Origin of the sequence: Tardiphaga sp. 813_E8_N1_3 (assembly GCF_051811025.1) — a bacterium.
Taxonomy (GTDB): Bacteria; Pseudomonadota; Alphaproteobacteria; order Rhizobiales; family Xanthobacteraceae; genus Tardiphaga.
The window spans coordinates 3,036,762-3,063,069 of record NZ_JBPWQE010000001.1 but is presented as its reverse complement, the minus strand read 5'-3'; the positions used below and the strand labels follow the sequence as shown (position 1 = coordinate 3,063,069).

At 62.4% G+C, this 26,308-nt stretch carries 26 protein-coding genes; 18 read left to right on the top strand and 8 right to left on the bottom strand.

Features of this window, described 5'->3' with window-relative positions; all coding sequences use genetic code 11:
* Positions 1–52: 52 nt before the first annotated feature.
* From AB8A33_RS14685 to AB8A33_RS14675, 3 genes are all read right to left on the bottom strand, one after another.
* Complete coding sequence (locus AB8A33_RS14685; protein ID WP_439085489.1) at positions 53–1,336, bottom strand: MFS transporter; 1,284 nt, start codon at positions 1,334–1,336, stop codon at positions 53–55.
* Between the two features lie 74 nt (positions 1,337–1,410).
* On the bottom strand, positions 1,411–2,607 hold the full coding sequence (locus AB8A33_RS14680) for an acetyl-CoA C-acyltransferase (protein WP_093759132.1): 1,197 nt from the start codon (positions 2,605–2,607) through the stop codon (positions 1,411–1,413).
* Between the two features lie 109 nt (positions 2,608–2,716).
* Positions 2,717–3,487: an enoyl-CoA hydratase gene (locus AB8A33_RS14675; protein ID WP_439093411.1), complete on the bottom strand. Its 771-nt coding sequence runs from the start codon at positions 3,485–3,487 to the stop codon at positions 2,717–2,719.
* Between the two features lie 175 nt (positions 3,488–3,662).
* Between AB8A33_RS14675 and AB8A33_RS14670 the strand changes: the two genes are divergently transcribed.
* The 9 genes from AB8A33_RS14670 (at position 3,663) to AB8A33_RS14630 (ending at position 13,788) form a co-directional block, all read left to right on the top strand.
* The gene (locus AB8A33_RS14670) at positions 3,663–4,358 is read left to right on the top strand and encodes a TetR family transcriptional regulator (protein ID WP_439093410.1); all 696 of its coding nucleotides are present in this window, start codon (positions 3,663–3,665) and stop codon (positions 4,356–4,358) included.
* A 163-nt stretch (positions 4,359–4,521) separates the two neighbouring features.
* Positions 4,522–6,018 (top strand): CoA-acylating methylmalonate-semialdehyde dehydrogenase, encoded by a 1,497-nt coding sequence (locus AB8A33_RS14665; RefSeq protein ID WP_068730703.1) that lies wholly within the window; start codon positions 4,522–4,524, stop codon positions 6,016–6,018.
* A gap of 88 nt (positions 6,019–6,106) precedes the next feature.
* Positions 6,107–7,252 (top strand): isobutyryl-CoA dehydrogenase, encoded by a 1,146-nt coding sequence (locus AB8A33_RS14660; RefSeq protein ID WP_439093409.1) that lies wholly within the window; start codon positions 6,107–6,109, stop codon positions 7,250–7,252.
* Positions 7,249–8,319 carry an enoyl-CoA hydratase/isomerase family protein gene (locus AB8A33_RS14655; protein ID WP_439093408.1) on the top strand — a complete coding sequence of 357 codons (1,071 nt, stop codon included), beginning with the start codon at positions 7,249–7,251 and terminating at the stop codon, positions 8,317–8,319. The genes AB8A33_RS14660 and AB8A33_RS14655 overlap by 4 nt, the downstream gene beginning before the upstream one ends.
* A gap of 82 nt (positions 8,320–8,401) precedes the next feature.
* Positions 8,402–9,289: a 3-hydroxyisobutyrate dehydrogenase gene (gene mmsB / locus AB8A33_RS14650; RefSeq protein ID WP_439093407.1), complete on the top strand. Its 888-nt coding sequence runs from the start codon at positions 8,402–8,404 to the stop codon at positions 9,287–9,289.
* Positions 9,290–9,303: 14 nt separating this feature from the next.
* Positions 9,304–11,046 carry an AMP-binding protein gene (locus tag AB8A33_RS14645; RefSeq protein WP_439093406.1) on the top strand — a complete coding sequence of 581 codons (1,743 nt, stop codon included), beginning with the start codon at positions 9,304–9,306 and terminating at the stop codon, positions 11,044–11,046.
* A gap of 91 nt (positions 11,047–11,137) precedes the next feature.
* On the top strand, positions 11,138–11,599 hold the full coding sequence (locus AB8A33_RS14640) for a MaoC family dehydratase (RefSeq protein WP_439093405.1): 462 nt from the start codon (positions 11,138–11,140) through the stop codon (positions 11,597–11,599).
* Positions 11,600–11,610: 11 nt separating this feature from the next.
* Positions 11,611–12,528: an SDR family NAD(P)-dependent oxidoreductase gene (locus AB8A33_RS14635; protein ID WP_439093404.1), complete on the top strand. Its 918-nt coding sequence runs from the start codon at positions 11,611–11,613 to the stop codon at positions 12,526–12,528.
* Positions 12,529–12,567: 39 nt separating this feature from the next.
* The gene (locus AB8A33_RS14630; RefSeq protein ID WP_439093403.1) at positions 12,568–13,788 is read left to right on the top strand and encodes an NAD(P)/FAD-dependent oxidoreductase; all 1,221 of its coding nucleotides are present in this window, start codon (positions 12,568–12,570) and stop codon (positions 13,786–13,788) included.
* Here AB8A33_RS14630 and AB8A33_RS14625 read toward each other — a convergent pair.
* The 3 genes from AB8A33_RS14625 to AB8A33_RS14615 are packed head-to-tail and all read right to left on the bottom strand — an operon-like array spanning position 13,785 to position 17,166.
* Entirely contained in the window at positions 13,785–14,864 is a 1,080-nt protein-coding gene (locus tag AB8A33_RS14625; protein ID WP_439093402.1) for a D-TA family PLP-dependent enzyme, read from the bottom strand. The genes AB8A33_RS14630 and AB8A33_RS14625 overlap by 4 nt on opposite strands.
* Position 14,865: 1 nt before the next feature.
* A complete protein-coding gene (locus AB8A33_RS14620; RefSeq protein WP_439093401.1) occupies positions 14,866–16,674 on the bottom strand; it encodes an ABC-F family ATP-binding cassette domain-containing protein in 1,809 nt (602 codons plus the stop codon).
* A 9-nt stretch (positions 16,675–16,683) separates the two neighbouring features.
* On the bottom strand, positions 16,684–17,166 hold the full coding sequence (locus tag AB8A33_RS14615; protein ID WP_439093400.1) for a YaiI/YqxD family protein: 483 nt from the start codon (positions 17,164–17,166) through the stop codon (positions 16,684–16,686).
* Between the two features lie 158 nt (positions 17,167–17,324).
* On the opposite strand from AB8A33_RS14615, the gene AB8A33_RS14610 reads away from it, so the two are divergent.
* The 4 genes from AB8A33_RS14610 to AB8A33_RS14595 all read left to right on the top strand — a co-directional run bounded on the left by AB8A33_RS14610 (position 17,325) and on the right by AB8A33_RS14595 (position 20,577).
* Positions 17,325–18,125: a hypothetical protein gene (locus AB8A33_RS14610; RefSeq protein WP_439093399.1), complete on the top strand. Its 801-nt coding sequence runs from the start codon at positions 17,325–17,327 to the stop codon at positions 18,123–18,125.
* Positions 18,126–19,178: 1,053 nt separating this feature from the next.
* The gene (locus AB8A33_RS14605) at positions 19,179–20,009 is read left to right on the top strand and encodes an arylamine N-acetyltransferase family protein (RefSeq protein WP_439093398.1); all 831 of its coding nucleotides are present in this window, start codon (positions 19,179–19,181) and stop codon (positions 20,007–20,009) included.
* Between the two features lie 87 nt (positions 20,010–20,096).
* A complete protein-coding gene (locus tag AB8A33_RS14600) occupies positions 20,097–20,252 on the top strand; it encodes a hypothetical protein (RefSeq protein WP_439093397.1) in 156 nt (51 codons plus the stop codon).
* An 82-nt stretch (positions 20,253–20,334) separates the two neighbouring features.
* Positions 20,335–20,577 (top strand): DUF2171 domain-containing protein, encoded by a 243-nt coding sequence (locus AB8A33_RS14595; protein WP_068730941.1) that lies wholly within the window; start codon positions 20,335–20,337, stop codon positions 20,575–20,577.
* A 76-nt stretch (positions 20,578–20,653) separates the two neighbouring features.
* On the opposite strand, the gene AB8A33_RS14590 is transcribed toward AB8A33_RS14595, so the two are convergent.
* A complete protein-coding gene (locus AB8A33_RS14590; protein ID WP_439093396.1) occupies positions 20,654–21,658 on the bottom strand; it encodes a Bug family tripartite tricarboxylate transporter substrate binding protein in 1,005 nt (334 codons plus the stop codon).
* Between the two features lie 157 nt (positions 21,659–21,815).
* Complete coding sequence (locus tag AB8A33_RS14585) at positions 21,816–22,286, bottom strand: outer membrane protein assembly factor BamE (RefSeq protein WP_439093395.1); 471 nt, start codon at positions 22,284–22,286, stop codon at positions 21,816–21,818.
* Positions 22,287–22,426: 140 nt separating this feature from the next.
* Between AB8A33_RS14585 and AB8A33_RS14580 the strand changes: the two genes are divergently transcribed.
* From AB8A33_RS14580 to AB8A33_RS14560, 5 genes are all read left to right on the top strand, one after another.
* Positions 22,427–22,969, top strand: coding sequence for a ubiquinol-cytochrome C chaperone family protein (locus AB8A33_RS14580; protein WP_439093394.1), 543 nt, complete (start codon positions 22,427–22,429; stop codon positions 22,967–22,969).
* Positions 22,966–23,556: a YceD family protein gene (locus AB8A33_RS14575; RefSeq protein ID WP_439093393.1), complete on the top strand. Its 591-nt coding sequence runs from the start codon at positions 22,966–22,968 to the stop codon at positions 23,554–23,556. Before AB8A33_RS14580 ends, AB8A33_RS14575 begins: the two co-directional genes overlap by 4 nt.
* Before the next feature lie 213 nt (positions 23,557–23,769).
* Positions 23,770–24,831, top strand: a complete 1,062-nt coding sequence (gene plsX, locus AB8A33_RS14570; RefSeq protein ID WP_439093392.1) for a phosphate acyltransferase PlsX — start codon at positions 23,770–23,772, stop codon at positions 24,829–24,831.
* Positions 24,828–25,805: a beta-ketoacyl-ACP synthase III gene (locus AB8A33_RS14565; protein WP_068730934.1), complete on the top strand. Its 978-nt coding sequence runs from the start codon at positions 24,828–24,830 to the stop codon at positions 25,803–25,805. Before plsX ends, AB8A33_RS14565 begins: the two co-directional genes overlap by 4 nt.
* Before the next feature lie 145 nt (positions 25,806–25,950).
* Positions 25,951–26,286, top strand: a complete 336-nt coding sequence (locus AB8A33_RS14560) for an integration host factor subunit alpha (protein ID WP_120290178.1) — start codon at positions 25,951–25,953, stop codon at positions 26,284–26,286.
* The last annotated feature ends 22 nt before the right edge of the window (positions 26,287–26,308 follow it).

Here is a 26,308-nt window from a genome sequence, read left to right as displayed (position 1 = left end):
GATGTATTCCCGTTCTGATATTAAGTGGCGAGCGGCCTGAATCCCGCTGGGATCAGGCGGTCGCGACCTTCTTGTCCTTTGAAATAGCCAGCACGATCAGCGCTGCAATAATACATAGCGCACCTGCCGCGAAAAAGGCAGGCAGATAGCTGAGCAGTACCGTGCGCGACAGGCCAGCGCCGAATGCCGCCGTTGCTGCGCCTAACTGATGGCCGGCGAAGATCCAGCCGAACACCAGACCCGCGCGTTCGGGGCCGAACTTGGATGCGGTGAGGCGCACCGTCGGCGGCACGGTGGCAATCCAGTCCAGACCATAGAACAACGCGAACAGCGACAGGCCATAGAACGAGAAGTCGGTAAACGGCAATGCCAGCAGCGACAGGCCGCGCAGGCCGTAATACCAGAACAGCAGGTAGCGATTGTCATACCGGTCTGACAGCCAGCCTGACGCGATGGTACCGACGAAATCGAACACGCCCATGGCCGCAAGCAGTCCGGCCGCCTGAATCTGCGGGATGCCGAAGTCGAGGCACATCGGGATCAGGTGAACCTGGACCAACCCGTTGGTGCTGGCGCCGCAGATGAAGAAGGTTGCAAACAGGATCCAGAATACCTTGGTCTGAGCAGCATCGCGCAGGGCACCGAGCGCGGCCGCCATGATCGGCGAGGTGTTCGGTGGCGGGACGGCCAGCGGTTCGGTGCTGGTGTCGCCATAGGGGCGAATGCCGATGTCGCTGGGACGGTCCCGCATCACGAGCAGCACGCCGAGGGCGGCAACAGCCAGCATCACGCACATCAGCGCCAGTGCCCAGCGCCAACTCGAATGCTCGGTAATGCTGGCGAGGATCGGCAGAAAGATCAGCTGGCCGGTGGCCGCGCTCGCAGTGAGGATACCCACGACGAGGCCACGGCGTGCGCTGAACCAGCGCGCTGCGACGGTGGCGCCGAGCACCAGCGCGGTCATGCCGGTGCCAATACCAACGGCGACGCCCCAGAGCGCCATGAGCTGCCAGACCTGCGTCATCCCGAGCGACAAGATGAGGCTTGCAGCAACGACGAGCAGGGCAATCAGCGTGACGTTGCGCAACCCATAGCGATTCATCAGCGCCGCGGCGAACGGCGCCATCAGGCCGAACAACACGAAGCGGATCGACATGGCGGAGGAAATCTCTGCGGTGCTCCAGCCAAACTCCTTCTGCAGCGGCACAATGAATACACCAGGCGCGCCAACCGCAGCGGCGCTGACCAGCGCCGTCACGAAGGTCACGGCGATCATCGCCCATCCGTAGTGGATGTTGCGGCGGGCGAGGGCAGTGGAGAGCCATCCGGAAATCATCGGTAATCCTGCAATCAATGAGAATAGGCGTCGCGACGACCACCGCCGCGACGATCATATCTGGGAAAAGCGTGTCAGCGAACGATGCGTTCGATGGCGATCGCGGTCGCTTCACCGCCGCCGATGCACAGCGCCGCGACGCCGCGTTTCAGCCCTCTGGCTTCCAACGCATGCAGCAGCGTCACGATCAGCCGCGCACCGGTCGCGCCGATCGGATGGCCCAGTGCGCAAGCGCCGCCATTGACGTTGAGCTTCTCACGAGGGATGCCAAGGTCGCGTTGCGCCGCCATTGGCACCACGGCGAAGGCCTCGTTGATTTCGAACAGATCGACATCGCCGACGCTCCAGCCGACCTTGTCGAGCAGTTTGCGGATTGCCGGAATGGGCGCAGTTGTGAACCATTGCGGTTCCTGGCTGTGCGTGGCGTGGCCATGGATCACGGCCAGCGCGGGCAGGCCCTCACGATCCACGAGGGAACGCTTGGCCAGCACCAAGGCAGCAGCGCCATCGGCATTGGCGGATGAAGCGGCGGGTGTGATGGTGCCGTTGCTGCGGAAGGCTGGTTTGAGGTTCGGGATCTTGGCGGGATCGACCTTCAGCGGATGTTCGTCATTGGCGATCTCGCGCGCTCCGGACTTCTCGACGACGGTCAGTGGCGTGATCTCTGCCTTGAAGGCGCCGCTCTCCACGGCCTTTCGCGCGCGGGTCAGCGTTTCGATCGCATAGGCGTCCTGATCTCCACGCGTGAACTGATAGGCCTCAGCGGTGGCTTCGCCGAAGTCACCCATCGAGCGACCGACCTCATAGGCATCCTCGAGTCCATCCATCAGCATGTGATCGATGATGCGATCATGGCCGACGCGGTAACCGCCGCGTGCCTTCTGCAGCAAATAGGGCGCATTTGTCATGCTCTCCATGCCGCCGGAGACGACGATCTCCGCCGAGCCGGCATGAATGATGTCGTGGGCAAGCATGGTCGCCTTCATGCCGGAGCCGCAGACCTTGTTGATCGTCGTGGCCCCGGTGGCATCCGGCAGCTTGGCACCTCGGGCGGCCTGGCGGGCGGGCGCCTGCCCCTGGCCTGCGGGAAGCACGCAGCCCATGAAGACTTCATCGATGCGCTCGGGTGTCAGTTTCGCGCGTGCCACGGCAGCACCGATGACGTGGCTGCCGAGCTTGTGGCCGGAGAAGGGCGACAGTTCGCCCTGGAAGCGGCCGAGCGGGGTGCGGGTGGCCGAGACGATGACGACCGGATCTGAAGCTGCGGACATGATGGAGGCTCCTTCGCGCAAGCGCGGGTCATTTGGATGACACTCATCATATGATGCGCTGCAAGATACGCAATGCCGGCCTGTGCAAAATTCTCGTGAGGTCGAGCTGCTAGCGTTTGCGGTTGATGAAACCCTGCATCAGTCGCTGTGGCTCGCCGGTCAGATAGGCCTCGCCGAACACGCCGACGCTGAGATTGATGGATTCTTTCAACGGCAGCTCTTCCCACTGTTTCAGCAGGGCTTTTTGCGACCGCATGGCCTCGGGTCCACACTCTAGTATGGCCTCGATCGTCTTTTCGACTTCGGCATCGAGCGCACCTTCGGCCGCAACCACGTCGACCAGACCCCAATTGAGTGCGGTCGGCGCATCGATGGTGGCGGCAGTCATGATCAGCCAGCGCGCACGGCCCCAACCGATCAGGCGCGGCAAGAGAGCAGCGTGAATCACCGAGGGAATACCGACCCTGACCTCGGGCATGGCATATTTGGAATCGTGCGAAGCGATCCGGAAATCGCAGGCGGCAGCAAATTCGAGGCCGCCGCCAAGGCACCAGCCGGGGATGCGGGCGATCACAGGCGCGGGAAAAGCGCGGGCGGCATCGCAGAGATCGCGCAGGCCGGAAATGAACTTCTCGGCGGAGGCCTGATCCAATGTCGCCATTTCCTTGATGTCGGCGCCGCCAATCATGCTCTTTTCGCTCTGGCCGGCGATGACAAGCGCGCGAATGGCGCGTTCCGTGGCCAATACCTCGATGCCTTCGCGAATGCCCTTGATTGCGGCTGAATTGAGAATATTGAGTGAGCCGGCGTTGCAGATTGTCAGCCGAACTATACCTCGCGGGTCACGTTCGACACCGCAATGGGGATTGAGCATATGCATGAAATCGTCTCGTCCCTTGCATTTCCTTTGGGCCGGCGCGGATCGCCGGTCTTGTCCTATCAATTCCCCGTCAAACTGCGTTGTTGTCAAGGCCTGCGGCCAGGTGCGCGTTGCGCGCGCGAGGCGGTGCGGGTAATATGATTGACATCATCTATTTGTCTTGAATGGACCGCTGATGCGCTATTCGAAGGAACACAAGCTCGAGACGCATGCGCGGATCGTGAAGAAGGCTTCCGTGCGTCTGCGCGAAAAGGGCGCGCACGGCATCGGCGTGGCTGACCTCATGAAGGACGCGGGTCTCACCCATGGCGGCTTCTACGCGCATTTCGATTCGCGCGAGGCGCTGGTGATCGAAGCTTTTGCCTATGCGATGGACCGCTCGACCGACCGCTGGCGCCAACTCGCCGGGCAGGCAGCACCGGACCAGCGTCTGGCCACGTTCGTGGACTTCTACCTGTCGTCGCAGCACCGCGACAATCCCGGACACGGCTGCGCCGTCCCGGCGCTGGGCGCCGAGATCGCGCGCGAGAGCCCCAAGACGCGTAAGGTGTTTGCCACCAAGCTCGATCAGATGATCGAGATGATGTCCGAGCAGTTTCATGGCGGACCAAGCAAATCGGCGCGCAAACAGGCGATGGCGGCGCTTGCCACCATGATGGGCACCATCGTGCTCGCCCGTGCCTCCGGTAATGGCGAGTTGTCCGAGGAGCTTTTGAGCGCTGGCCGCGAGGCTGTGCTGGGGCGTGCTGCAGCGCCGAAGCCCGCTGCGTCCAACCCAGCGGTGTCCAAGGCTGTGGCTCCCAAGAGCACGGCTAGAAAGCCGACTGCAAAGAAGGCGGCAACCAAGGCCGTATCTGCCGCCAAGAACTGATAATTGGCGCACGGCCTGCGACATTGTCGCGGCGGTGACATTCTGACAGGGTGAAACGGCAGCGAGCCTGCAATTTCGCAAATCCGCCGCGCGCGCAGGGCCTTTCCAAACGCCAAAAAGCCTGATCAACATCGGGCCAAATTTGGCTCCCAGGAGGAAACGCATGCGCACGATCGGACATTTCATCGGCGGCCGTGAGGTCGAGGGCAAATCCGGACGTTTTGCTGACGTCTTCGAGCCGATGACCGGCGAGGTTCAGGCCAAGGTTGCGCTGGCCAGCAAGGCCGAGATGCGCGCCGCGGTACTCAACGCCGCCGAGGCGCAGGTTGCCTGGGGCAACACCAATCCGCAGCGCCGCGCCCGCGTGCTGATGAAGTTCCTCGAACTCGCCAATCGCGACTACGACAAGCTGGCAGACTGCCTTGCGCGCGAGCATGGCAAGACTGTGCCGGACGCCAAGGGCGACATTCAGCGCGGCCTCGAAGTGATCGAATTCGCCTGCGGCATTCCGCATCTTATGAAGGGCGAATACACCGAAGGCGCAGGTCCTGGCATCGACATCTATTCGATGCGCCAGGCGCTCGGCGTCGTCGCGGGCATCACGCCGTTCAACTTTCCGGCGATGATCCCGATGTGGAAATTCGGCCCGGCAATCGCCTGCGGCAATGCGTTTATCCTGAAGCCCTCGGAGCGCGATCCCGGCGTGCCGATGATGCTCGCCGCGCTGATGATCGAAGCCGGCCTGCCGCCGGGCATCCTCAATGTCGTCAACGGCGACAAGGAAGCCGTCGACGCCATCCTCGACGACGAAGACATCAAGGCTGTCGGCTTCGTCGGCTCGTCGCCGATCGCCCAGTATATCTATGAGCGCGCTGCGGCGACCGGCAAGCGCGCCCAATGCTTCGGCGGCGCCAAGAACCACGCGATCATTATGCCCGATGCGGATATGGACCAGACCGTCGACGCGCTGATCGGCGCCGGCTACGGCTCGGCTGGCGAGCGCTGCATGGCGATCTCCGTGGCTGTGCCCGTCGGTAAGACCACCGCCGACCGTCTGATGGAAAAGTTGATCCCGCGCGTCGAGAGCTTGAAGATCGGCACTTCCGTCGATCCGTCGGCCGATTTCGGTCCGCTGGTGACCAAGGAAGCCGTCGATCGCGTCAAGAACTACGTCGATATCGGTATCAAGGAAGGCGCCACGCTCGCCGTCGATGGCCGCGGCTTCAAAATGCAGGGCTACGAGAACGGCTTCTATATGGGCGGCTGTCTGTTCGACAACGTCACCAAGGACATGCGCATCTACAAGGAGGAGATCTTCGGGCCCGTGCTGTCGGTGGTGCGTGCCCACGATTACGAAGAAGCTCTCGCGCTGCCGTCGGATCATGATTACGGCAACGGCGTTGCGATCTTCACCCGCGATGGCGATGCAGCCCGCGACTTTGCCGCCAAGGTCAATGTCGGCATGGTCGGCATCAACGTGCCGATCCCGGTGCCGATCGCCTATTACACCTTCGGTGGCTGGAAGAAGTCCGGCTTCGGCGATCTCAACCAGCATGGTCCGGATTCGATCCGCTTCTACACCAAGACCAAGACGGTCACCGCGCGCTGGCCATCGGGCGTCAAGGAAGGCGCCGAGTTCTCGATCCCGTTGATGAAGTAAGAACACACAAGCGGCCCGGCGCTCCCAAAGGTGGTGCACCGGGCCGTTTCATTTTCCCGGCTGATCAACAATCAACAAGAAGGGCGTGATGCAATTCGCTCTCGATGAGGAACAGACCGCCGTTCGCGACATGGCGCGCGAATTTGCTGCGGAAAAGATCGCTCCCTTTGCGCTCAAATGGGACGAGGACAAGCATTTCCCCAAAGAGGTGATGCGCGAGGCGGCGCTGCTCGGCATGGGCGGCATCTACATCCGTGACGATGTCGGCGGCTCCGCGCTGACGCGCTTCGACGCCGCGCTGATCTTCGAAGCGCTCGCGACCGGTTGCCCGACCACCTCGGCCTTCATTTCGATCCATAACATGGCGTCGTGGATGATCGACTCCTATGGGAGTGAGGCACAGCGCCGGAAGTGGCTACCGCGTCTCTGCACCATGGAGCTGCTGGCGAGCTATTGCCTGACTGAACCCGGCTCGGGATCGGATGCGGCGGCACTACGCACCCGCGCTGTCGTCGATGGTGATCACTACGTCCTCAATGGTCAGAAGCAATTCATCTCCGGGGCCGGCGATACCGACATCTATGTCGTGATGGTTCGCACCGGGGGCGAGGGAGCGGGCGGCGTCTCCACCATCGTGGTGGAGGCCGGCACGCCAGGTCTCTCTTTCGGTAACAACGAACGCAAGATGGGCTGGAACGCGCAATCGACACGCGCGGTGATTTTTGAGAATTGCCGCGTGCCGATCGCCAACCGGCTTGGTGACGAAGGCATTGGCTTCAAGATTGCCATGTCCGGTCTTGATGGGGGCCGTCTCAACATCGCGGCGTGTTCGCTCGGTGGCGCGCAGTCTGCGCTCGACAAGTCGCTGAGCTACATGAAGGAGCGCAAGGCGTTCGGCAAACGGCTCGATGAATTCCAGGCGCTGCAGTTCCGCGTTGCCGACATGGCGACCGAACTGGAAGCCGCACGCACCTTCCTGTGGCGGGCGGCCGCGGCGCTGGATCGCAAGGATGCGGATGCCAGCATGCTCTGCGCGATGGCCAAGCGGTTCGGCACCGATATCGGTTTCGAAGTCGCCAACGAGGCGCTGCAGCTGCATGGCGGCTATGGCTATCTCGCTGAATGCGGCGTCGAGAAGATCGTTAGAGATTTGCGTGTGCATCAGATCTTAGAAGGTACCAATGAAATCATGCGGCTGATCGTGTCGCGCAAGTTGATCGAGGGCGCGCGATGAGTTCGGACGTAGCGACTGAGGCCGGCGATCTGATTGTCGCGCGGGAAGGCGCGGCCGGTGTGATCCGTCTGAACCGGCCGAAGGCGTTGAATGCGCTGACGCTGGAGATGACCCGAGAGATTGCCACGGCGCTCGACGCGTTCGAGAAAGATTCGAAAGTCGCGCTGATCATTCTGGAAGGTGCAGGCGAACGCGGGCTTTGTGCCGGCGGCGATATCCGTGGTCTCTATGAGAGCGCCAAGGTCAAAGGCGATCTCGGCAAGATCTTCTGGCGCGAGGAATACATCGTCAACGCGCGGATCGCGAAATTCCCGAAGCCCTATGTGGCCTATATGGACGGCTTCGTGATGGGTGGCGGCGTCGGTCTGGCCGGCCATGCCAGCCACCGCGTCGTCACCGAGAAGACCAGGATGGCGATGCCGGAAGTGGGCCTCGGCTTCTTTCCTGACGTCGGTGGCACATGGCTGTTGTCGCGCGCGCCGGGCGAACTCGGGACGTATTTCGGTCTGACCGGACTGACGGCAAATGGTGCCGATGCGCTTGCTGCACATATGGCGGACGTCCTGATCGACACCGTCAATTGGTCGGCATTGCGCGAGGCGCTGACAAAGCTGCCGGCAGGCGCCGATGCAGCGTCGGTGATGACGACACTCAAGAAGTTTGCAGCTCCGGAACACACCGGTCCAGTCACGGCGCAGCGTGCGCTGATCGATCGCGCTTTCGCTCATGACAGCGTCGAGGAGATCGTGGCTGCGCTGGAACAGGACGGCTCGGAGTTTGCGCTGGCGACGTTCAAGGCCATGTCCGACAAATCACCGCGGGGGCTCAAGGTTACCCTGAAGCTGCTGCGGCTCGCGCGCGCGTCGAAGTCACTCGAGGAATGTCTGTCGCGTGAATATCTCGCGGCGCTCGAAGTATTCGACAGCCACGACTTCGTCGAGGGTGTGCGTGCTGCCATCATCGACAAGGATCGTAATCCGAAATGGCAGCCACCGGATCTCAAGGGCGTGACGCCGGAAATTGTCGCGCGCTATCTGGCCAAACGGGATGTAGAGCTGACCTTCTGAAGGTCGAGCGTTCTGAACGAAAGTTGGATTTCGCCGTTTTCATCAGGCTTTAAAAACAAACAAACGATCACGAGGGCAGGACATGACCAGCATTGCATTCATCGGTCTCGGCAATATGGGTGGCCCGATGGCCGCCAACCTGGTCAAGGCGGGCCACAAGGTCACGGGCTTTGACCTCGTCGAGGCTTCCCGTGCGCAGGCGAGGGCGGATGGTGTGACCATCGCTGACAAGGCAGTCGATGCAGTCAAGGGGGCCGAAGTCATCATCACCATGCTGCCGGCCGGCAAGCACGTGGTGTCGGTCTGGAGCGAGGTCATTCCGGTTGCCGCCAAGGGCGCGCTGATGATCGATTGCTCGACCATCGACGTGGAAAATGCACGCAAGGCGCATGAACTGGCGGCTGCGCAGAAGCTGCCGTCGGTCGATGCACCGGTCTCGGGTGGCACCGGCGGCGCCAAGGGCGCGACGCTGACCTTCATGGCTGGCGGCGATGCCAAGGCGTTCGCGTCAGCCAAGCCGGTCCTCGAAGCCATGGGCAAGAAGATCGTCCATTGCGGCGATGCCGGCGCGGGGCAGGCGGCGAAGATCTGCAACAACATGATCCTCGGCATTTCGATGATCGGCGTCAGCGAAGCTTTCGTGCTCGCCGAGAAGCTGGGGCTGTCGCATCAGGCACTGTTCGATGTGGCGTCGACCTCGTCGGGCCAGTGCTGGTCGCTGACGACCTATTGCCCGGTGCCCGGACCTGTGCCGACATCACCAGCCAATAACGAATACAAGCCCGGCTTCGCCGCGGCGTTGATGCTCAAGGATCTCAGGTTGTCGCAGGAGGCGGCGAAAGCCGCTGGCGCCAGGACGCCGCTCGGCGCCCATGCCGAGAGCATCTATGAGACCTATGAGAAGGAAGGTCACGGCGGTGATGACTTTTCCGGGATCATTCATCACCTTAGGCATTTGATGCCGAAATAGCGGAGCGCGTCGGCATGACGACGTTCAAGCAAGCCCGAGCCTTCCTCCTCGAACACCGCACCGACTACGATAGCGCCGTTGCCGGCTTTCACTGGCCCGATCCGGTCGACTTCAACTGGGCGCTTGACTGGTTCGATGCCGAACTGGCCAGCGACCCCGCCAGCAAGTCACGCACGGCGCTGTGGATCGTGGATGCGGCTGCCAGTCGTGAGACCAAGCTGTCGTTCGAGGTGCTGTCACGCCGCTCCAATCAGGTCGCCAATTTCCTGCGTGCCCAAGGGCTTCGCCGCGGCGATCATCTGTTGCTGCTGCTCGGCAATGTCGTGCCGCTGTGGGAGACCATGCTGGCCGCGATCAAGCTGGGTGTGGTTATCATTCCTGCCACTACGTTGCTGACCTCGGATGAATTGCAGGACCGGCTCGATCGCGGTCGCGCCAAGCTCGTCGTGGCCGCCGAGGATCAGGTCGCCAAGTTCGGCAGCCTGAAGACCGAAGGCATCGGGCAGATCGTGGTCAACGCTGGATCGTCTCACGATGGCTGGCTGGCTTTCGAGACCTCTGCCGAATTTCCCGACACATTTGCGCCGGATGGGCCGACCAGGGCTGACGATCCGATGCTGCTCTATTTCACCTCGGGCACTACGGCGAAGCCGAAGCTCGTGCGGCACAGCCAGCGCAGCTATCCGGTCGGTGGGCTGTCCACCATGTTCTGGATCGGGCTACAGCCCGGCGATGTGCATTTGAACATTTCCTCGCCGGGCTGGGCCAAGCATGCCTGGAGCTGCTTCTTCGCGCCATGGAATGCCGGCGCGACCGTGTTCGTGGTCAACCAGCCGCGCTTCGATGCCAAGGGCCTGCTCGCCACCATCGGTCGCTGTGGTGTGACAACGCTGTGCGCGCCGCCGACGGTGTGGCGGCTGTTCATTCAGGAGAAGCTGGCGACCTTCAACGTCGCGCTGCGCGAAGTGTGCGGCGCCGGCGAACCGCTCAATCCGGAAGTGATCGATCAGGTCAAGGCGGCCTGGGGTCTCACCATTCGTGATGGTTATGGCCAGACCGAGACAACAGCGCTGGCCGGCAATTCGCCGGGCCAGATCGTCAAGGTCGGCTCGATGGGCCGTCCGCTGCCGGGCTGGAAGGTTCGCGTTGTCGATGCCGATGGCAATCCGGCGAAGGAGGGCGAGGTCAGTCTCGTGCTTGGCGTCGATCGCCCGGCAGGATTGATGCAGGGCTATCAGGCCGAAGACGGTAGCGTCAGCGGTGCAAACGGTGAGATCTATCGCAGCGGCGATGTGGTGTTCGTCGATGACGATGGTTATCTCACTTTCGTCGGTCGCTCCGACGACGTGTTCAAATCCTCGGACTATCGCATCAGCCCGTTCGAGCTGGAGAGTATCCTGCTCGAACACGATGCTGTGGCTGAGGCCGCCATCGTGCCGAGCCCCGATCCGATCCGGCTCGCCATCCCCAAGGCCTATGTGTTGCTGATTGGCGATGCCGCGCCGTCCAAGGCAACGGCGCTGTCGATCTATCAGCATCTGCATGTGCGTCTGGCGCCGTTCAAACGTATACGTCGGATCGAGTTCGTGACTGAGCTGCCGAAGACAATTTCGGGCAAGATTCGCAGGGTCCACCTGCGTCGGCTCGAACACGCCGACGATCGCAGCGATCCGCTTCGCGGCGTCGAGTTTCGTGAAGAGGATTTCCCCGAATTGCAGGCACTCCGCGCCGCAGGATCGCAAGAGGGGGAGCGGTAATTTATCGCGCTTTGCATGGCTGCAACGCACAATTTCGCTTGGCTCTCGCAGGCCTGTTGTGGAATGTGCGCGCGCAAACAATGAGGATTGAATGAGCGCGATGATTGAACGTGATGCCTATATCGCCATGGTGGGCAAGGAAGTCGGCGTGTCCGAATGGCACCTTGTGGATCAGGCGCGCATCGATGCCTTCGCGACTGCCACCGAAGATCACCAGTTCATCCATGTTGATCCCGCGCGTGCGCGCGAAACGCCGTTCGGCACGACGATCGCTCATGGCTTTCTGACCATGTCGCTGTTGTCGGTCTTCTCCTATGAGGCGCTGCCCAAGCTGGCCGATGTCGCCATGGGCGTGAACTACGGCACCGACAAGATGCGGTTCGTGTCGCCAGTGAAAGCGGGCGTTCGCGTGCGCGGCCGCTTCACGCTCACCGAGGCGACGTTGCGCAAGCCGAAGGAATTGTTCACACGCACCGCCGTGACCGTCGAGATCGAAGGCGAGAGCAAGCCGGCGCTGGTCGCCGACTGGCTCGGCCTTGTCTATTTCAATTGAGGAGAGTTCCAATGACCATTCGATTTGACGGCCGCGTCGCTATCGTCACCGGCGCCGGCAATGGACTGGGCCGCGCCCATGCGCTGGGCCTTGCGAAACTCGGCGCCAAGGTCGTGGTCAATGATTTCGGCGGCGCGCGCGACGGCACTGGCGGATCGATGACGGCGGCTGAATCCGTCGTCGAGGAAATCCGCGCGGCCGGCGGTACCGCGATGGCCGATGGCGCTGATGTCTCCAACTTCGAGCAGGTCAGTGCGATGGTGGACAAGGCCACCAGGGAGTGGGGCAGCGTTGACCTGATGTGTGCCAATGCCGGCATCCTCCGCGACAAGTCCTTTGCCAAGATGGAGCTCGCCGATTTTGCCAAGGTGCTGGACGTGCATCTCACCGGCACTTTCTATTGCTGCAAGGCCGTGTGGGAAGGTATGCGCGCCCGCAACTACGGGCGCATCGTGCTCACCACCTCGTCGTCTGGTCTGTATGGCAATTTCGGTCAGGCCAATTACGGCGCGGCCAAAACAGGCATGGTCGGATTGATGAACGTACTGGCCGAGGAAGGTCGCAAGACCGACATCCGCGTCAACATCGTGTCGCCGACCGCAGCGACGCGGATGACCGAGGAGCTTCTGCCGGCGCAGGCGTTGCAACTGATGAAGCCCGAAGCGATCACGCCGGCAGTCGAATATCTGCTGAGCGAGAATGCGCCGACCAAGACCATCATGGGCGCCGGCGCGGGCTCGTTTGCGGTCATCAAGATTCTGGAAAGCGAAGGTGTCAATTTCGCCGAAGCTGACTGGAGCCCGGACACGATTGCCGCGCATTTCGCGGACATTAGTGATATGTCGAAGGCTAGGGCGCTGGAAGGCGCTTTCCATCAGACCCAGAAGTATGTCGAGCAGGCCGCCACTCGCTTGGGCGTGAAGGCCTGACCGACAGCTTCGCCACTGCGTGAGACCGTGACCGAGCCTGTGAAGAACCAAGTTGCGGTCATTGGCGCGGGTCCTGCGGGGCTGATGGCGGCCGAAACGCTGAGCCGTGGCGGCGCTGCCGTCACGGTCTATGACGCGATGCCGTCGGCTGGCCGCAAGTTCCTGATGGCCGGACGCGGCGGGCTCAATCTTACCCATAGCGAGCCGCTGCCGGAATTCCTCAAGCGCTATGGCGCGGCGGAGGCGCGGCTTGCTCCGTCCGTCTCGGCTTTCACGCCGACCGCTTTACGCGACTGGAGCGAGGCGCTCGGGCAGCCGACCTTTGTCGGTTCAAGCGGCCGGGTGTTTCCGCTGGCCTTCAAGGCATCGCCATTGCTGCGCGCGTGGTTGCGGCGGCTGGACGAAAGTGGCGTTCGCTTCGCGTTTCGGCATCGCTGGATCGGATGGGACGGCGAGGGGCGTTTGACATTCCAAGCGCCGGAGGGTTCGCGGGTGATCGCCTGCAAGAGCGCGGTTCTCGCGCTCGGCGGTGCGAGCTGGCCGCGACTCGGCTCTGACGGCGCATGGGTGGATGTGCTGGCGGCGAAGGACGTGAGCATCGCGCCGCTGCGTCCGGCGAATTCGGGCTTTACGGTTGCGTGGTCAGAGATATTCAAGGATCGCTTCGAAGGACAGCCGCTGAAGGGTGTTGCACTGTCGTTCGGGGCACATAGCGTGCGCGGTGAAGCAATGGTGACGCGGTCAGGCATTGAGGGCGGCGGCATCTACGCGCTGTCGTCGGTGCTGCGCGAGGCTGTCATTGCGGATGGCAACGCGACATTGAAGATTGCTCTGCGACCTGATCTCGACGCAGGTGAACTAACGACGAAGCTTGCAGCATCGCGTGGCAAGCAGTCGTTCTCCAATTTCCTGCGCAAGGCGATCCATCTGTCGCCGGTGGCTATCGGGCTGCTGCAGGAAGTCGCTATCGCAGAGGGCATTCAACTGGCGTCGTTGACGCCGGAGAAGCTGGCCTCTTTGATCAACACCGTGCCGGTCACGCTCAGCGGCGTCGCGCCCATCGCACGCGCGATCTCGACGGCGGGCGGCATCTCGTTCGACGAGATCGACGATGCCTTCATGTTGAAGCGCATGCCCGGCACTTTCGTGGCCGGCGAGATGCTCGACTGGGAAGCACCGACCGGCGGCTATCTGCTGCAGGCGTCGTTCGCGACGGGCGCAGCGGCCGGTGAGGGCGCGCTGCGTTTTCTCTCGCGCTAGCGCAGCTTACCACGCGCGGCCACCGGCAGCGTGCCGATGATCTCGTCACCGCGTACCATTACCACTTCATCGAACATGTTGACGACAACGCAGACGTGGTTCGGCACGATGCGGACGACGTCGCCGACATTGGGACGCGTATTGCTGCGCCCGAGATCGAGGAAGCCATGCTCTTCGGCGAAGCGCGCGATCTTCGCTTCGGGATGTTCGAGGATGAGCCCATAGCCGTCGAGACCGCCGGTGTCCGGCGTCAGCGTCTTCGAGCCGGCATCAAGGATGCCGCGTTCCGGGCCGGCGCGGCTCACCACGGTCGAGTAGACATTGAGCGCGCAGTCATCCCAGGTGGCGGAGCCGGCGGCGACCTGCATGCGGTCGTTATAGATATAGGTGCCGAAGCGATGTTCGGTGGCACCCTTGAGCGAGCCGACATTCTTGAGGTTCGGCGTGCCGCCCGTCGAGACGATTGTCGGCTCAAGACCGAGCGTGCGAACGCCGGCGAGGGCTTCGTCGTAGAATTTCTGCGCGTCGGGCCACCCGGTCTCGGTCGGATACAGCATGAAGCCCGCGAAGGTCAGACCCGTCGAGGCTGCGATCTCCTTGGCTAGCGCAATTGCCTCCGCAGGCGTCTCGACGCCGGCGCGCTTGCGGCCGGTATCGCATTCGACGACGACGTTGAGGTTGCGGCCAGAGATCGCGGCGGCCTTCGGCAGATCGCCGATGACGACGGAATTGTCGGCAGCCACGGTGACATTCGCTTTCGCCTGCAGCGCGCCGAGCCGGGCCATCTTCTCGTCGCCGAGCAGGTTGTAGCTGATCAGGATGTCGTCGATCCCCGCATCGGCCATGATCTCGGCTTCGCCGAGCTTCTGGCAGGTGATGCCCTTGGCACCGGCTGCGATCTGCATCTTCGCGATCACCGGGCTCTTGTGCGTTTTGATATGCGGCCGGTTGGCAATGCCGGCATCGTCGCAGACCTTCTGGATGCGCGCGATGTTGCGCTCGACGCGGTCCATGTCGATGACGAGGGCAGGCGTGCCGTAGTCGTTGGCGATCTTGGCGGCGAGGGTGGTGGTCATATCAGGCGTTCTCGATTTCTTCGCGGAGCATTTCCAGCTCCAGCCATTGCTCTTCAGAATCCTGTAATTCCTTTTGCGCCTTGGACAGCGCAGCGGTCGCGGTGTCGAACTTCTTGCGATCCTTCTTGTAGAGATTGGGATCGTCGAGATGGCGCTGCTGCTTAGCGATTTCGGAGCGCAAATTGTCCATCGCCTTCGGCAGGGTGTCCAGCGCGTGCTTGTCCTTGAAGTTCAGCTTGCGCTTCGCGGCAGGCTTGGACAAGTCCGACTTGCCATTGCCTCTGGCGGCAACGGCCTCGGTCTTCGCCTCGCGCTTCAAATCGGCGCCGCGCTGCGCCAGCATGTCGGTGTAGCCGCCGGCATATTCCATCCACTTGCCGTTGCCTTCCGGCACGATCACCGATGTCACCACGCGATCGAGGAAGTCGCGGTCATGGCTGATCAGGATCACGGTGCCCGGATAATCGCTCAGCATTTCCTCGAGCACGTCGAGGGTTTCGAGATCGAGATCGTTGGTCGGTTCGTCCAGCACCAGCACATTGGACGGCTTGGCCAGCGCGCGCGCCAGCATGAGCCGGCCGCGTTCACCGCCGGACAGCACTTCCAGCGGCGTGCGCATCTGCTCCTGCCCGAACAGGAAGTCCTTCATGTAGCCGACCACATGTTTGGGCTGGCCGTTGACCATCACGTGATCGCCGCGTCCGCCGGTGAGGGCTTCCGCCAGCGTGGTCTTCGGGTTGAGGCTTTCGCGATGCTGATCGAGCGTCGCCATCTCGATATTGGCGCCGAAGCGGACGGTGCCGGAATCCGGCGGCTCGGTGCCGGTCAGCATGTTGATCATCGTGGTCTTGCCGGCGCCGTTGGGGCCGACCACGCCGATGCGGTCGCCACGCTGCACGCGGATCGAGAAGTCGTCGACGATCTTGCGGTCGCCATAGGTGCGCGAGATATTCTTGGCCTCGAAGATCAGCTTGCCGGATTTCTCGGCTTCGGCTGCGGCGAGCGACGCGTTGCCGGTGGCGCCGCGATAGTCGCGGCGCTGCGCGCGTAGTTCGTGCAGGCCGGCAAGGCGCTTGACGTTGCGCTTGCGGCGGCCGGAGACGCCGTGGCGCAGCCAGTGTTCTTCATTGACGATCTTGCGGTCGAGCTTGTGCTGGTCACGTTCTTCTTCGGCGAGCACGTCGTCGCGCCATTCCTCGAACGCGCTGAAGCCCTTGTCGATCTGGCGGATCTGGCCGCGGTCGAGCCAGGCGGTCGCGCGTGACAGATTGCTGAGGAAGCGACGGTCATGGCTGATCAGCACCAACGCGCAGCGCCGGCTGGCCAGTTCGCCTTCAAGCCATTCAATGGTGGTGAGATCGAGATGGTTGGTCGGCTCGTCGAGCAGCAGGATGTCGGGCTCGGGCGCCAGCACGCGGGCGAGCGCCGTGCGGCGGGCTTCACCGCCGGAGAGGTTTTCCGGGTTCTCGTGGCCGGTGAGGCCGAGCTGCTCGAGCAGATACTGCGCCTGATAGATATTGTGACCGTCGCCCATGCCGGCTTCGACATAAGCGAGCGTCGTTGCATAGCCGGAAAAGTCCGGTTCCTGCGGCAGATACTGCACGGTAGCGCCGGGCTGCACGAAGCGGCTGCCTTTGTCGTTTTCGACGATTCCCGCCACAATTTTGAGGAGCGTCGACTTGCCGGAGCCGTTGCGGCCGATCAGGCAGACGCGCTCGCCCTGCGACACCGAGAGTTCGACGCCGTTGAGCAGCGGCGTGCCGCCGAAGGTCAGGAAGATGTCTTTCAGCTGGATAAGCGGAGGAGCCATAAGATCAGTTCAACTTTGTTTCGGCGCGGGCGCAAAGGCCGGGTCGCGCTGGATGCGGCGGATGGTTTGATCCAACGCCGACAGGAACGCCGAGCGGTCGCGCGGCGCGAATGATTTGGGACCACCGGTGATTTCGCCCGATGACCGCAGATCGGTCATCAGGTTGCGTACCGCGAGCGTCATCCCGATGGATTGTTCTGTGAACGGCTTGCCGTTGGGCGCGATCACCGCGGCGCCCGCTTTGACGCAGCGGCTGGCCAGCGGAATATCGGCTGTGACCACGATATCGCCCTTCTGAGCGCGTTCCGCAATCCAGTCGTCGGCGGCATCCATTCCGGCGCCGGCGGACACCATGTCGATCAGCGGATCCTGCGGGATTCGAATGAAGTTCCCGGCCACAACGGTAACAGGCAGGCTGAAGCGGGCGGCGACGCGGTAAATCTCGTCTTTCACCGGGCAGGCGTCGGCGTCGATATAGATACGTGTGGTCAAGGCGTCACAAGTTCCAGGAAAAGGCAGTCATTTGCGGGTGGGCGGTGCGGCGCTGACGCGGGACAGTTCCCCGCCCGTTGCCTTGCCTCGAACATGGTGACGGGTATCATCTCCTGCCAAGGCGAACACTCAATTTCGCGCAGTTTTCGGGAGGAATCATGACCAAACGGCTCGAACCGTACCGTGTTGAGGCGTTTAACACCGCCAAACAGTCCGAAAACAAGATGCATGACGATTCTGTCGCCCGGAAATTCGGCTTCAGCGGCGGATTGGTGCCTGGCGTCGACGTGCTGGCCTATATGATCCATCCACCGGTGCAGCACTGGGGACGGGACTTTCTGGAGCGTGGCCTGATCGAGGCCCGTTTCACCAAGCCGGTCTATGACGGCGAGACCGTCGAGGTGATCGCCGAGGAAGCCGGCGAGGAGCTCGCGCTGAGTGTTGAGGGTGGCGGCGAGATTCGCGCGACCGGCACGGCGTCGCTGACGGCTTTCCCGGTGGTGCCGTCGCTGGATGAATTCCCGGATACGGCGGCTGTGTCGAAGCGGCTGCCGGTGGATGCCAACTCCTACGCGCTGGACAAGTGGCTCGGGACCGCGCCGCGGGTCTGGCCGGAAGATGGACTTGCCGAATATCTGGGTGAGGTTCGCGAGGCCGACGATCGGTACCTGCGCGAGGGCATCGTGCATCCCGGCGTGCTGCAGCGGATCATGAACAAGGTGCTGGTGGACAATGCGCTGCTCGGGCCGTGGATTCACGTCGGCAGCAGGATGCAGTTGTTGGCGACCGCGAACACCGATGACGAGTTGATCGCGCGGGCGAAGGTGACCGCCAATTACGAGAAGAAGGGGCATCGATTCGTCGAGCTCGATGCGCTCATCGTGGCCAACGGTACGACACCCGTGGCGCATTGCCAGCATATCGCGATCACTCAGCCGCGCGAGGTTGCGGTGGCTTGATGTTGTCGAGGAGCGGCGCTCTTCCTTTTCCCTCCCTCAAGCGGCGAAGCCGCGCAGTGGGGAGGCGCGGCGCGAGCTCTTGCGAGCGACGTGACGGGTGGGGTGCCCCACGTGAGGGCGTCGCTCGTGGCACCCCCACCCCGGCCTATCGGCCGACCCTCCCCGCAAGGGGGAGGGATATCGCTGACGCCTGCGCGTCATCGCTGATGCAACTGTCAAACAGCCACTGCCCTTCGGACATGCGTCATCGCCCCTGTTGTTAGCGGCGTGGGGGCGCCGTCGTCTCTTGCATTCCCACCCTCAATCAAGAGGGCGTGCGGAACGCCGGGTGCCCGTTGCACCCTTGGGCCTGATGCGAATGCGGTCTTCCGCAAGGGTAATGCATCAGGACTTTCGGAGGCGCAGGGCGATTGCCCAGCGTTCCGCCCGCGGTGTTTTTTCGACTTGCTTGCACTTTGCCTCAGCGAACGATCCGATCACCGAATTAAAGTCCCAAGGCGATGGGAAGGGAGCCTCAAGCGACTGGGCCGGACACGTTTTGACTTGGTCGTCCGTCACACTGTCCAGGGTAACTTTCCATCCGAAGGCCGGCCGTCTCCTTGCCAGTGGCAGTGCTGGCGCAGATCCGTCCTGCCCGAAGACAGACGTCACCCATGAACCGCGTGACGCCGCATCTCCGGCGTCCACCGCATCCCACCCCGCGAACGTGACGATCGCGATCGCCCCTCTCGGTGGGGCAGGACGTAGGGGAATATAAACCTGATGGGGATGCTGTCAATGGTGGATAGGAAAAAATGTTTAGACACTGTCGTGCCGCCCCACGCTGTCATTCCCCGGCAAACCAATTGGTTTGCCTGAGGGCGCGGGCGCGCCTTCGCGCACGTGAACCCGGAATCTCGACATGTTTTGCGCTGAACACTTCGGGATTCCGGGTTCGCGCTCTGCCGGCTTCGCCGGCGACGCGCGCCCCGGAATGACAGCTTAGGCGGTACGTTGTCGCCCGCTGCTGTCGGATGGGCTATGTCAGAGCGAGATGATCAAGAGGCAGAAATGATGACGGATGTTTTTCGGCTGGATCGCTATCTCGCGCGGATCGGCTTTGACGGACCGGTTGCGCCGGATCTGGCGACACTGACGGCCATTCATGTCGCTCACATCAATGCGCTCCCTTTCGAGGGTCTCAATCCGTTGCTGGGCCTGCCGGTCAAGCTGGACATGGCGTCGTTGCAGCACAAGCTCATTGAAAGCCGACGGGGTGGCTATTGCTATGAGCTGAATGCGATGCTGCGAGCCGCGCTCGAGACGATCGGTTTCAAGGTCACGGGCCTCGGCGCCCGGGTGCGCTGGAATGCGCCGCCGGACAGTCCGCTTGGCCCCAGGACGCACATGCTCCTGAAGGTCGATCTTCCGGACGGATCTTATCTGGCCGATACCGGCTTTGGCGCCTGCATACTCGATGCACCTCTACGGCTCCTCGCGGGGACCGAGCAGCAAACGGCGATGGGGACCTATCGGCTGATCGAAGCGGATGGCCTGTTGTCGCTGAGTGTGAAGCGGGCGGATGGCTGGCGGACGATGTATGTGTTTGACCTCGCGCCGCAACTGCCGTCGGATTACGAGCTCGGCAACTGGTACACATCGACCAGTCCCTTCGTGCCCTTCACCTCGATGCTGGTGATGGAGCGCGTCAGCAACGGCCGGCGTTATAAACTGGTCAATCGCCACCTGATCACGGAGGGACCTGACGGCGAACCGGTGTCTGAGCGCGTGCTCGGCAGCGCTGCAGAGTTGCAGCAGGTTCTCGACGAGACCTTCGGCGTCACGCCGCCGGCATCCGCCGACGAGATATTCGCGGTCATCAACGCCAACGCGGAGCGCCGTTGATCGCTGCGTAATTCCCCGATTTCGACCCGGTTGCGGCGAATGACGCCTTCGGCTAATTCGCCTCGGGATCATCACGAGGGCCGTCAAATGTCGCTGTCATCCGCCAAGAACTACGCGCTGCGCGCCGCCAAGTCGCAGGATCAGAAGGAAGCCACCGAGCTTTTGTCCAAGGCGATCATGGAATTGACACTGGCGATCGAGGCGCAGGACGCCAAGATCAAGAAGATGAACAAGAGCGCATGATCGGGACGCCGATCTCACTGGATCGCGATTGAACCTATTGCGCAGCCGCACGTTCAGTATTCCCCACATCAGAGGATACGACATGAGCGCGCTCAGCAAGATCAAGGAACATATGGAAATCATCGGCGCCGACGGCGTCCATGTCGGCACGGTCGACAAGGTCGAGGGCAACCGCATCAAGCTGACCAAGAAGGACAGCGGCGAGGGCAGCCACAAGGGTCATCATCACTTTATCGATGGCGGTCTGGTCGCTGAGGTTGAGGGCGACAAGGTGCGGCTGTCAGCCAATGGCGACGTCGCCTTTGCCATGGAAGAAGAGAAGTAAGACGGAAAAACCCCGCGGTGTAAACCGCGGGGTTTTCGTTCAGATTACTCAGATGGAGAGCGAGGTAAGGCGCGCCTCACTTCACCTCCATCTGCAGACCTTCCTTGTCGATGATGGTCTTGAACTTGGCCGTCTCGGCCTCGACGAAGGTCTGGAATTGTTGGGGCGTGCCGTAGTCCGACACGGCGCCCATGGCCGCGATGGTCTTCTTGGTCGCATCGGTGGCGAGCAGAACCTTGATCTGCTCATTGAGCGAGGTCACGGCTTCGGTCGGTGTGCTCTTCGGATAGAATACGCCGAACCAGGACGCGACGTCGAACTTCTCCAGCTCGGGCGCCGTCTCGCGCATCGCCGGCACGTTAGGCGCTTGCGCGTTGCGCTGCTGCGTGGTGACGGCAAGGCCGGTCAGCTTGCCGTCGAGCACCTGGGGCAGCGACGGATAGAGATTGTCGAACAGGATCTGGATGTCGCCAGCGAGGGCCGCCTGCAGCGCAGGGCCTGCACCGCGGAACGGCACGTGCTGCATCTTCAATCCGGTGAGCTGCAACCACCATGCGCCGGTGAGATGCGGGCTCTGGCCGACGCCCGACGAGCCATAGTTCAGCTTGTCCGGATTGGCCTTGATATAGGCGATCAGCTCCGGGATCGTCTTGATCGGCACGCTCGGATGCGCGCAGACGATGTTCGGAATCTTGATCATGTTGGAGACTGCCTGCAACTGATCGCTCTTGTAGGTCAGGTTCTTGAAGATGCTGTAGGCGATGGCGTTGGGGCCGGGATTGCCGACCAGGATGGTGTGGCCATCGCCCTTGAGGCGCGCGACTTCGGCGGTGCCGATGGTGCCGCCGCCGCCCGAGCGATTTTCCACCACCACCGACTGGCCCCAGACCGGCTGCAGATGCGCTGCGAGCATACGGCCCATCACGTCGGTGGAGCCGCCGGCTGCAGCGGGCACGATGACGCGGACAGTTTCGGTGGGCTTCCATTCACCGGCGCCGAGGCTCGAACGCGGCAGGATCGCGGCGCTGGTGATCGCGGCGGCGCCGGTGAGTACGCGGCGACGGGTAACCAGATTGGTCATAGCTTCTTCCCTCGATGGTGTCATTTTGGTTTTTGATCTTGCTGAAATCGTAGTGAGGCAGATGGTGGCGGGCAAGCCGACGTTGGTCACAGCGTAAAGAAAAGCCCCGCAGCGTGTGCTGCGGGGCTTTTGCAATTCAGCGATTTGATAGTTTCGCCTAGCGGAAGCTGATCAGCTTGAACAGCGGCGTGAGGTAGCTCATTTCCTGGCCGGAGGTCGGCGTGGTGCGGCTGATGAAGTCGAAAATCTTGCCGTCCTGCATGCCGTAATTGGCGAGCCGGATCACCTTGCGGTTCTTGTCGAAATAAATCGCGATGACGCGCTGGTCGGTGACCTTCTGCGGCATGAACGCGACGACGCGTTCGGCGCGCTGCGAGATGTAATAGAACACTTCGCCTGATAGCGTGGCGACAGTGGAGGGCGTGCCCATCACGATCAGGACCTGATCCTGGCTGGCGCCGATCGGAATCTGCTCCAGCGCGCCGGGGGGCAGGATGTAGCCCTTCTGGAATTGCTCGGCGCAGGCGCCCAGCGTGACGCACAGGGCCGCGACCGCGAGTGCGGCGCGCATGCCGCGCCAGCCACGTGTCAGCCGCGCCTTCGCGCTGGTGGAGGTCGAAATTGTCATAGCGGAGGGGGTCCCATCCTCTTGATTCTCGGGAAGGCCTTGCTTCCGAAAGACTTGCATCCCGGAAGGCGTTGACGTACCGGGCAGAACCTCTGAATGCAACATGCGCGTGCCCGAGAGGCCCGCCTGAGGAACCCAAGATGGTCTGGCCGTTCAGTCACTTCAGAAAGCCCCCGGCGCCGTTGCGCGGCACCATTGAAGCCATCTATGGCATGATCGTGGCGCAGGCGCGAGAACCCTTGTTTTATCGGGACTTGGGAGCACCAGATACGGTAAACGGGCGTTTCGATATGTTGCTGCTTCACATGTGGCTGGTGCTGCGCCGGATGAGTCCCAAGGATGAGTTGTCGCAGGGACTTTTCGACAGGTTCTGCAGCGATATGGACGACAACCTGCGCGAACTCGGCACCAGCGACATGAAGGTGCCGAAGAAAATGCGGGAATTCGGCGATGCGTTTTACGGCCGGACAGGCGCCTATGACGCAGCGCTTGTCGCGGGCAGGGAGCCTCTGGCGGCGGCGCTGTCGAAGAATATCTATAATGGCATGGATATCGAGAACGCCCGGCGTCTCGCTGTCTATGTCGAAGCGGCGAATGCCCGTCTGGGCACGCTGGATCAAACGACACTGACATCAGGCGCGTGGCACTTCCCGTCGCCTGCGGAGACTTTGGTAACGACATGAACAAACCCGACCGCACCGTGGATATTACGCCGCCCTGGAGCGTGCCCATCGCCGTGGTTCAGATCCCGGAGACCGGGCTGGAACGCGACATCGAGGCCACGCCGGAGGAGCGCAAGCGGATCGCAGAACTTGGCGGCCTCGTCAGCGTGGGCGCCGTGAAAGGCGAACTCCTGCTGAGCCCCGTGAAGGGCGGCACGGTGCATGTGACCGGTCGTATCTGGGGCAAGGTCGAGCAGACCTGCGTGGTGACGCTGGACCCGTTGGCTGCCGATTTCGAGGAAGAGATCGACGTGATTTTCGCGCCGCCCTCGCAGATTCGCGAACTCGCCGAATCGGTGGACGAGGACGTCGAGAGCGACGAGGAGACCCCGGACCCGCCGGAGCCGATCGAAAACGGCTTCATCGACCTCGGCAAACTGGCGACCGACGCGCTGTTTCTGGGACTGGACCCGTATCCCCGTAAGCCGGATGCGGTGTTCGAGCCGGTGGTCGAGGTTCCGGACCCGGAAGAGCACCCGTTTGCGGCCCTGAAAGCGCTGAAAACGGCCCCTGAGACGCCCAAATCCAAAAAACCCGGCAAGAACTGAGCAAGGGCTGAGACCGGGGGCCGATTCCACGCCCCGTGCGGCTGGCGGGACAAAAGCGCCCGGTCAAGATGTTGTATCGGGTCACGGAAACGCTATTGTCCCCGGCCGAAATCGGGTTAATGCCATAACTTCGCCGTCTGCCGCCCAATGCGGCAGACTTCGTCCGCGGCCACGAGCGTCACAGGCCGCAAGAGACAGGTTTCCGGAACGTCCATGCCGAAAAAGGTTCGCATCGCGCTAGACGCCATGGGTGGCGACATAGGCGCATCGGTGGTCATTCCCGGCGCTGCGATTTCGTTGACCCGGCATCCCGACAGTGAGTTCCTGCTGTTTGGTGACAGCGCGCTGATCGAGAAAGAACTCGCCAATCATCCGGCACTGAAGGCCGTATCGAAGGTGATCCATACCGACGTTGCTGTCAGCATGCATGAGAAGCCGAGCCAGGCGCTGCGCCGTGGCCGCAAGGTCTCGTCCATGTGGCTGGCCATCGAGGCGGTGAAGAAGGGCGAGGCCGATGTCGCGGTGTCCGCCGGTAACACCGGCGCGCTGATGGCGATGGCACGTTTTTGCCTGCGCATGCTCGACGGTATCGAACGTCCCGGCCTAGCCGCGATCTGGCCGACCACGCGTGGCGACTCGGTCGTGCTCGATCTCGGCGCCACGATCGGCGGCGACGCCAACCATCTGAAGACCCTCGCTGTCATGGGCAGCGCCATGGCCAGCGCGCTGTTCGATCTGGCCCGGCCGACGGTCGGCCTGCTCAATATCGGCGTCGAGGAAATCAAGGGCGGCGACGAGATCCGCGATGCCGCCGAACTGCTGCGCACCGCGAACCTGCCGCAGCTCGAATTCGTCGGTTTCGTCGAGGGTGACGGCATCGGCCGCGGCGATGCCGACGTGATCGTCACCGAAGGCTTCAGCGGCAATATCGCGCTCAAGGCGGCGGAAGGCACCGCGCGCCAGTTCGCCGAATATCTGCGCAATGCCATGGCCCGCACCTGGCGCTCGCGCATCGGCTACCTGTTCGCCAAGAACGCCTTCAAGGCGGTGCGCGACAAGGTCGATCCGAACAAGTCCAACGGCGCGGTGTTTCTCGGCCTGCGCGGCATCGTGGTGAAGAGCCACGGTGGCACCAATGCCGACGGTTTCGCCTATGCGGTGGATGTCGGTTACGACATGGTCCGCTACGACCTTCTCACCAAGATCAATCAAATGCTCAACCGCGACGGCCAAGCGCTCCCTGCGAGCCCGGCTGCGCAGGAGGCTGTCTCGTGACTGCGATACGTTCGGTCGTGCTCGGCTGCGGCTCTTACCTGCCGGAGCGGATTCTGACCAATGCCGAACTGGCATCCAAGGTTGACACATCGGACGAGTGGATCGTCCAGCGCACCGGTATCAAGCAGCGCCACATCGCTGCGGACGGCGAGTTCACCTCGCATCTGGCGATCAAGGCCGCGCAGGCGGCGCTGGCCAATGCCGGCGTCGACGCGCAGTCCATCGACCTGATCGTGCTGGCGACCTCGACGCCGGACAATACGTTCCCGGCGACGGCCGTTGCGGTGCAGAACGCGCTCGGCATCACCCATGGTGCGGCGTTCGATCTGCAGGCGGTGTGTTCCGGCTTCATCTTTGGACTCACCACCGCCGACAGCCTGCTGCGCACCGGCGCCGGCAAGCGTGCGCTGGTAATCGGCGCGGAGACGTTCTCGCGGATTCTCGACTGGACCGATCGCGGAACCTGCGTGCTGTTCGGCGATGGCGCCGGTGCAGTGGTGCTGGAAGCACAGACGCAGCCCGGCGAAGCCAGCGATCGCGGCGTGCTGACCACGCATTTGCGCTCGGACGGCCGGCACAAGGAAAAGCTGTTCGTCGATGGCGGTCCGTCTTCGACGCAGACGGTGGGCTACCTGCGCATGGAAGGCCGCGAGGTCTTCAAACATGCGGTGGGTATGATCACCGACGTGATCGTCGATGCCTTCAAAGCCACCGGTGCCAGCGCCGAGACCATCGACTGGTTCGTGCCGCATCAGGCCAACAAGCGCATTATCGATGCGTCGGCGCATAAACTGCATATTGCACCGCAAAAGGTGGTGCTGACCGTGGACCTTCACGGCAACACGTCGGCGGCGTCGATTCCGCTCGCACTATCGGTGGCGGTAAACGACGGCCGCATCAAGAAGGGCGACCTCGTGCTGCTCGAAGCCATGGGCGGCGGCTTCACCTGGGGGTCTGCACTCATTCGCTGGTGATGCGCTGGTGATGATGCAGATCGACAACATCTCAAATTGTCATGATTTTCCATGCCTTTGCATCGATGGTGACTGTTGACCGGAGCGCGTTAACCTCCTAATTTCTGACGCGAATTTGGTTCGCCGAGAGTAGTTGGGGCAGGCGATGACGGGCACGGGAAAAACAGTCACACGCGTTGATCTGTGCGAAGCGGTCTACCAAAAGGTAGGTCTCTCGCGCACGGAGTCGTCCGCGTTTGTTGAACTGGTTTTGAAAGAAATTACGGATTGTCTGGAGAAGGGCGAGACAGTGAAGCTGTCGTCGTTCGGCTCCTTCATGGTGCGCAAAAAAGGCGAGCGCATCGGCCGCAATCCGAAGACGGGCACAGAAGTACCGATCTCGCCGCGGCGAGTGATGGTATTCAAGCCGTCGGCGATTCTGAAACAGCGGATCAATGGCGACAGTACCGCAGTTGGCAACGGTAAAGATCACGACGAGTAGCTAGAGAACCAGGTTTAAATAA

Coding starts and splice junctions, on each gene's coding strand:
- AB8A33_RS14640 (WP_439093405.1), top strand. CDS start 11,138: ATGAGCGCGATGATTGAACGTGATGCCTATATCGCCATGGTGGGCAAG.
- AB8A33_RS14605 (WP_439093398.1), top strand. CDS start 19,179: ATGACGGATGTTTTTCGGCTGGATCGCTATCTCGCGCGGATCGGCTTT.
- AB8A33_RS14655 (WP_439093408.1), top strand. CDS start 7,249: ATGAGTTCGGACGTAGCGACTGAGGCCGGCGATCTGATTGTCGCGCGG.
- AB8A33_RS14595 (WP_068730941.1), top strand. CDS start 20,335: ATGAGCGCGCTCAGCAAGATCAAGGAACATATGGAAATCATCGGCGCC.
- mmsB (WP_439093407.1), top strand. CDS start 8,402: ATGACCAGCATTGCATTCATCGGTCTCGGCAATATGGGTGGCCCGATG.
- AB8A33_RS14660 (WP_439093409.1), top strand. CDS start 6,107: ATGCAATTCGCTCTCGATGAGGAACAGACCGCCGTTCGCGACATGGCG.
- AB8A33_RS14610 (WP_439093399.1), top strand. CDS start 17,325: ATGACCAAACGGCTCGAACCGTACCGTGTTGAGGCGTTTAACACCGCC.
- AB8A33_RS14620 (WP_439093401.1), bottom strand. CDS start 16,674: ATGGCTCCTCCGCTTATCCAGCTGAAAGACATCTTCCTGACCTTCGGC.
- AB8A33_RS14585 (WP_439093395.1), bottom strand. CDS start 22,286: ATGACAATTTCGACCTCCACCAGCGCGAAGGCGCGGCTGACACGTGGC.
- AB8A33_RS14580 (WP_439093394.1), top strand. CDS start 22,427: ATGGTCTGGCCGTTCAGTCACTTCAGAAAGCCCCCGGCGCCGTTGCGC.
- plsX (WP_439093392.1), top strand. CDS start 23,770: ATGCCGAAAAAGGTTCGCATCGCGCTAGACGCCATGGGTGGCGACATA.
- AB8A33_RS14635 (WP_439093404.1), top strand. CDS start 11,611: ATGACCATTCGATTTGACGGCCGCGTCGCTATCGTCACCGGCGCCGGC.
- AB8A33_RS14560 (WP_120290178.1), top strand. CDS start 25,951: ATGACGGGCACGGGAAAAACAGTCACACGCGTTGATCTGTGCGAAGCG.
- AB8A33_RS14670 (WP_439093410.1), top strand. CDS start 3,663: ATGCGCTATTCGAAGGAACACAAGCTCGAGACGCATGCGCGGATCGTG.
- AB8A33_RS14680 (WP_093759132.1), bottom strand. CDS start 2,607: ATGTCCGCAGCTTCAGATCCGGTCGTCATCGTCTCGGCCACCCGCACC.
- AB8A33_RS14575 (WP_439093393.1), top strand. CDS start 22,966: ATGAACAAACCCGACCGCACCGTGGATATTACGCCGCCCTGGAGCGTG.
- AB8A33_RS14590 (WP_439093396.1), bottom strand. CDS start 21,658: ATGACCAATCTGGTTACCCGTCGCCGCGTACTCACCGGCGCCGCCGCG.
- AB8A33_RS14645 (WP_439093406.1), top strand. CDS start 9,304: ATGACGACGTTCAAGCAAGCCCGAGCCTTCCTCCTCGAACACCGCACC.
- AB8A33_RS14665 (WP_068730703.1), top strand. CDS start 4,522: ATGCGCACGATCGGACATTTCATCGGCGGCCGTGAGGTCGAGGGCAAA.
- AB8A33_RS14600 (WP_439093397.1), top strand. CDS start 20,097: ATGTCGCTGTCATCCGCCAAGAACTACGCGCTGCGCGCCGCCAAGTCG.
- AB8A33_RS14675 (WP_439093411.1), bottom strand. CDS start 3,487: ATGCATATGCTCAATCCCCATTGCGGTGTCGAACGTGACCCGCGAGGT.
- AB8A33_RS14685 (WP_439085489.1), bottom strand. CDS start 1,336: ATGATTTCCGGATGGCTCTCCACTGCCCTCGCCCGCCGCAACATCCAC.
- AB8A33_RS14625 (WP_439093402.1), bottom strand. CDS start 14,864: ATGACCACCACCCTCGCCGCCAAGATCGCCAACGACTACGGCACGCCT.